Annotated in this window: 5 protein-coding genes; all 5 read left to right on the top strand. The window is 56.0% G+C overall.

The window, feature by feature from the left end; all coding sequences use genetic code 11:
* A partial coding sequence (locus IE093_RS22590) for a hypothetical protein (RefSeq protein ID WP_229803898.1) occupies window positions 1–300 on the top strand: 300 nt, incomplete at its 5' end.
* A gap of 350 nt (window positions 301–650) precedes the next feature.
* The gene (locus IE093_RS22035) at window positions 651–812 is read left to right on the top strand and encodes a DUF3309 family protein (RefSeq protein ID WP_189473057.1); all 162 of its coding nucleotides are present in this window, start codon (window positions 651–653) and stop codon (window positions 810–812) included.
* Between the two features lie 343 nt (window positions 813–1,155).
* Entirely contained in the window at window positions 1,156–1,635 is a 480-nt protein-coding gene (locus IE093_RS22040; protein WP_189473059.1) for an MgtC/SapB family protein, read from the top strand.
* A gap of 199 nt (window positions 1,636–1,834) precedes the next feature.
* The gene (locus IE093_RS22045; protein ID WP_189473061.1) at window positions 1,835–2,305 is read left to right on the top strand and encodes a UPF0158 family protein; all 471 of its coding nucleotides are present in this window, start codon (window positions 1,835–1,837) and stop codon (window positions 2,303–2,305) included.
* A 237-nt stretch (window positions 2,306–2,542) separates the two neighbouring features.
* On the top strand, window positions 2,543–4,735 hold the full coding sequence (locus IE093_RS22050) for an OsmC domain/YcaO domain-containing protein (protein WP_189473063.1): 2,193 nt from the start codon (window positions 2,543–2,545) through the stop codon (window positions 4,733–4,735).
* Window positions 4,736–5,335: the final 600 nt, after the last annotated feature.

Genomic DNA, 5,335 nt, shown 5'->3' on the forward strand with positions numbered 1-5,335 from the left:
TATTCATCCTGGTGCTCGCGCACCATCCGAACCGCCCGTTCCCTCACCTCAGGTGAGTATTTCTTCGATGTTGTCATCACTCCATCCTCTCAAGAAATGGAGTCTCCGGGAATCCCGGGGCGGTTCATTGTGTTCCCGCTCGCTGCTTGGGGCGTGCTTTATCTCGGGGTGCTAGGCTTCCGGTGGAGGATGTTCGCCAAAGGGCCTCGATGGGCTTGGGGTGGAGCGGCTATCGCGACCGTGGGCCTGGCAGTGCTTTGGATGGCCACGGTGGTGGTCCTCATCGTGCTCGGGCGGTAAACGTAATTACTTCGATGCTTGGGGCTCGATGCGGCGAAGCGAATGGGATCCAGCTAACATCAACCTATAGCCGACGGCTTCGCTGCGGCTGAGCTTCGCGTTAGGCGACGCGAAGGGGGCGTGGTTGTGGGGCAGGGCGACCGCCGGCCAGATGTCCCAGGGGCGAATGGCAGGCGTAAGCGGTCTGCTCACCAGCCCGTTACCTCGGCAGGGTATCGGGGGCAATTGAAGCCCGTCCGATATCCTGAGAAATTGTGCCTTATCGGGACAGCCTTTGCATCGAAGGAACGCCTTTCAAAACGGCAGGGGATGGAGGCCGGGTGTTCGTTTTTACTATCGAGGAGTGAACAATGGATCCTATCGTACTGATCCTTATCGTGATCTTGGCTATCGTTCTGCTGGGTGGCGGCTACGGCTACCGCAGCGGCAACAACATCCTCGCCGGGGGCGGCGGCCTAGTCGGGCTAATCCTGATCGTCCTCCTTATTCTTTTCCTGATGGGCCGTTTATAACTGTGATTGAATGCCCGTCCGGGGACGATTAAGCGCAGGCTGCCGAACCAGTCGTTGCAGCAGACGGGGCCGGCATTACGGCTTTCCGAGGTATGAAGGGATTGCAACCGACTCCGCTGCTGAACTTTGTCGTTAGGAGATAAGTAAATGTGTCATGCGTTACCTATTCGAGCTTTAGATTAAAGTGTGATCAATTCAATCTCGAAAATGATTCCGCAAGAATTACATGAAATTTATCAATTTTCACCGAATACGACCAATGTGCTGTCTTCATAAATGACAAGAAATTTGGTTTTAGAGTAAACACTGAATCACGAGCTACAAGACCTACAGGAACAAAGCGATGGGGCTGATCGGCAATACCATTATGTCTGAGTTTTCGGATCTTAATGATTTGGGTGAGTTCGTCGTTGTTGTGATTCGATTGCTGCTCGCTGCCCTTCTGGGTGGCCTGCTCGGGCTCGAACGAGAACAGCGCGGCAAGGCCGCTGGAATACGTACCCATATGTTGGTTTGCATGGGCGCTGCTCTGTTTATATTTATCCCACAGCAAGCGGGTATCTCGGATTCGGAGATGAGTCGAGTCATTCAGGGGGTGATTGCCGGCATCGGCTTTCTGTGTGCCGGAACCATCATCACCGGGAAGGATGACCAAGGTGCTACAGGGCTTACCACGGCGGCTGGTATTTGGTTTACGGCAGCCATAGGGATAGCCGTTGGTCTGGGGCGCGAGCAGACTGCGGTGTTGTGTACGGTTCTGGCCTGGGTGGTACTTTATGTGGTGCCTTTCTTTTCGCGCTCAATACGCAAGAAAATCACATGATGCTCGACACCCAAACATTAAATTGTTTTCAGAACATCGGCATAATATCTTGGCCGCTACAGCTACCTCGTAATTGATGATATTCCTGGAGTTATCATTCGGATTGTCGTGTTGAATTACTTAGCATGTGAAGTTGTTTGGGAGATCTATGCCTAACAATTTGTTAGGCATCAGAAAGACATGGTAGAGGGAGGTGAAGATGCCGCTTCCAGTTTTATTGAAAGATGTCGTCGAGGCGATAGAGCCACTCAGCGATGAGTGGCAGGCCTATATCAATCGGGATACCGGGGAGCTGGTAAGCTTCACCGATGAAGAGGCGCAACTTGCCGAGGCGGAGGATATCGATGATAGCCTCGTACCGGAGTGGCAGCAGGAGATACTGCCCAAGGTGAGGGAGGTGCTTGATTCCGAGGTTTTCGTTCAGCTACCGGATAAGTTCGATTTTCATGAGTACCGGGTCATGGAGCGGTTTTGCCTTGAGCAGGATGATGCCGAGCTGCAGGAAGAGCTGCTTGACGCCATCCGCGGCCGAGGGGCATTCCGGCGCTTCAAGGAGTTGATTCACATCAAGGGAATCGAGAAGACCTGGTATGAGTATCGAGAACGGGAGCTGAAAGCGCTCGCGGCGGAGTTCCTCGAGGCAGAGGGCATTCCCTACGTGGATCAGTGAGCGGCCACCACCTCGGGGATTCCCAGCGGATTGCTGGTCGGCCGACACATGGCGGGGCGGGGGCAGCTAGCGGCTCATCTCCAGCATCGCCAGGCTGGGGGATCTGGCAAGCCAGCGCACGAGATCGCCGCTCGGTAGTTTTTTGTCAAGCGCCCGAGACGGATAGTGGCAAAAGCTGGATAATAGCCGGACATATGCCTACGGCTCGCCGACAGTCACCAACCCGGCCCCCTATCAATGGAAATCAAAGTCAATTTTCTCGAAAATCTCAGGCTTGAAGCCAAGTTTGACGATTTCACCGTCATCACCGATCAGCCCATTCGCTACAAGGGCGACGGCTCGGCGCCGAGTCCCTTCGATTACTTCCTGGCGTCCTCTGCGCTGTGTGCGGCCTACTTCGTGCGGGTCTATTGCCTGGCGCGCGACATTCCCACCGAGAACATCCGCTTGTCGCAGAACAATATCGTCGATCCGGAAAATCGCTATAACCAGATTTTCAAGATTCAGGTCGAGTTGCCAGAAGATATTTCACCCAAGGACCGTGAAGGCATCCTGCGCTCGATTGAGCGTTGCACGGTAAAGAAGGTGGTACAGACCGGGCCGGAATTCCAGATCGAGACGGTGGAAAACCTGGACGAGGATGCCCAGGCCCTGCTTCTGGCGAAGCCCGAGGGGGATTCCAGCACCTGGATCGAGGGCAAGGACCTGCCGCTGGAGCAGACCATCGCCAACATGACGGGCATCCTGGCGGATCTTGGCATGAAGATCGAGATCGCCTCCTGGCGCAATATCGTGCCGCATGTGTGGTCGCTGCACATTCGCGATGCCGCCTCGCCCATGTGTTTCACCAACGGCAAGGGGGCCACCAAGGAAAGCGCGCTGTGTTCCGCGCTGGGTGAGTTCATCGAGCGCCTGAGCTGCAACTTCTTCTATAACGACCAGTTCTTCGGTGAAGAGATCGCCAACAGCGAGTTCGTTCACTACCCGAACGAGAAGTGGTTCCAGCCGGGGCCGAACGATGAGCTGCCGGAGGGAATTTTGGATGACCACTGCCTGGCGGTCTATGATCCGGACGGCGAGCTGTGCGGCTCGCACCTGATCGATACCAACTCCGGCAAGATCGAGCGCGGCATCTGCTCCTTGCCTTTTGTGCGGCAATCGGATGGCGAGGTGGTCTATTTCCCCTCGAACCTGATCGAGAACCTCTACCTCAGCAACGGCATGAGCGCCGGCAATACCCTGTTTGAGGCGCAGGTGCAGTGCCTGTCGGAGATCTTCGAACGGGCGGTAAAGAAGGAGATCATCGAGCAGGAGATTGCGCTGCCGGATGTTCCCATGGAGGTACTGGAGAAGTACCCCGATATTCTCGAAGGCATCAAGGCATTGGAGGCGCAGGGCTTTCCGGTGCTGGTCAAGGATGCCTCCCTGGGCGGGCGATTCCCGGTGGCTTGCGTCACCCTGATGAACCCGAGAACCGGTGGCGTGTTCGCCTCCTTCGGAGCGCATCCGAGCTTCGAGGTGGCTCTGGAGCGTAGCCTCACCGAACTGCTGCAGGGCCGCAGCTTCGAGGGCCTGAACGACTTTCTGCCGCCGACCTTCAACTCACAAGCCGTCTCCGAGCCGAACAACTTCGTTGAGCACTTCATCGATTCCTCGGGATTGGTCTCCTGGCGTTTCTTCAGTGCCAAGGCGGACTACGCGTTCTGCGAATGGGATTTCTCGGGGACCAACGAGGAAGAGGCTGCCTGTTTATTGGGTATCCTTGAGGAGTTGGGCAAGGAGGTCTACATGGCCGTCCATGAGGACCTGGGAGCGCCGGTGTGTCGTATCCTGGTGCCGGGCTATTCCGAGGTTTACCCGGTGGATGACCTGATCTGGGATAACACCAACATGGCCTTGGACTACCGGGAAGACATCCTCAACCTTCACGCCTTGAGTGATGACCAGTTGGCCGATCTGCTGGAGCGCCTGGAAGAGAGCCAGCTCGACGACCACATGGACATCATCACCCTGATCGGTATCGAGTTCGATGAGAACACCGTGTGGGGACAGCTGACCATCCTCGAGCTGAAGCTGTTGATCAACCTTGCCCTGCAGCAGCGTGAAGAGGCCCTTGAGCGGGTCGAGATGTTCCAGCAGTACAACGACAACACCGTGGAGCGCGGGCTCTTCTACCGTGCGATGAACGCGGTGCTGGAGATCGTTCTCGATGATGAGCTGGAGCTGGACGACTACCTCTACAACCTCACGCGCATGTTTGGCGAAGAAACCATGGAAGCGGTGGTGGGATCGGTCAATGGCGACGTTCGATTCCATGGCCTGACCCCGACCAGCATGAAACTGGAAGGCCTGGACAAGCACCAGCGCCTGATCGAAAGCTACAAGAAGCTGCATGCGGCGCGGGCCGCCAGGGCGGGGGTGGCGGTATAGGCACATACAAGCCACTTCCCACCACGTAGACACCCCGGGTCAGTTCGCTGGCCCGGGGCACTGCATTTTTGTGCAATTGCGCAACTTTCCACTTCTCTGTAGACAGCAGTAATCCGCCTCATGCCTTCGTTGGTGTTGCCCTCAACGTTACGGTTGATTACGGTAGGGAAAAAGTCGCAAAGATGGTTTAGGTAAGCACAAGGTACGCAGGGACTGCCGCATTAGGGATGATGCGCCTCATCATTCATTCTGCCGGGTAGGGGCGGTAGCGTGTCGAATGCTCACGTGAAAGCAGCACCTCAGGCTGAGGCTGAATTGTAGGAGCTCCCGTGGGCGCGATGTGGCGCGAAGCGCCGCCGGTAGGTTAACCCTATTCGCAGTGACCTTACCCAGTAATAGTAGATGCCCGCAAAACCATTGTTCAACACATGGCATTCTACTCTCAGTGTAGCTCTGATCCGATCTATCAGCTGTGTAGTGGTCCAATGAAACCGGACACCAGCGTAGGTGGTATGCTCACCACCCTGAGCGAGGTGTCCAATGACCAAAAGAAGAACACGACGTTCCTTCAACCAGGAGTTCAAGCGAGAGGCTGCACAA

Origin of the sequence: Litchfieldella qijiaojingensis (assembly GCF_014651875.1) — a bacterium.
In the GTDB taxonomy this organism is placed as follows: Bacteria; Pseudomonadota; Gammaproteobacteria; order Pseudomonadales; family Halomonadaceae; genus Litchfieldella; species Litchfieldella qijiaojingensis.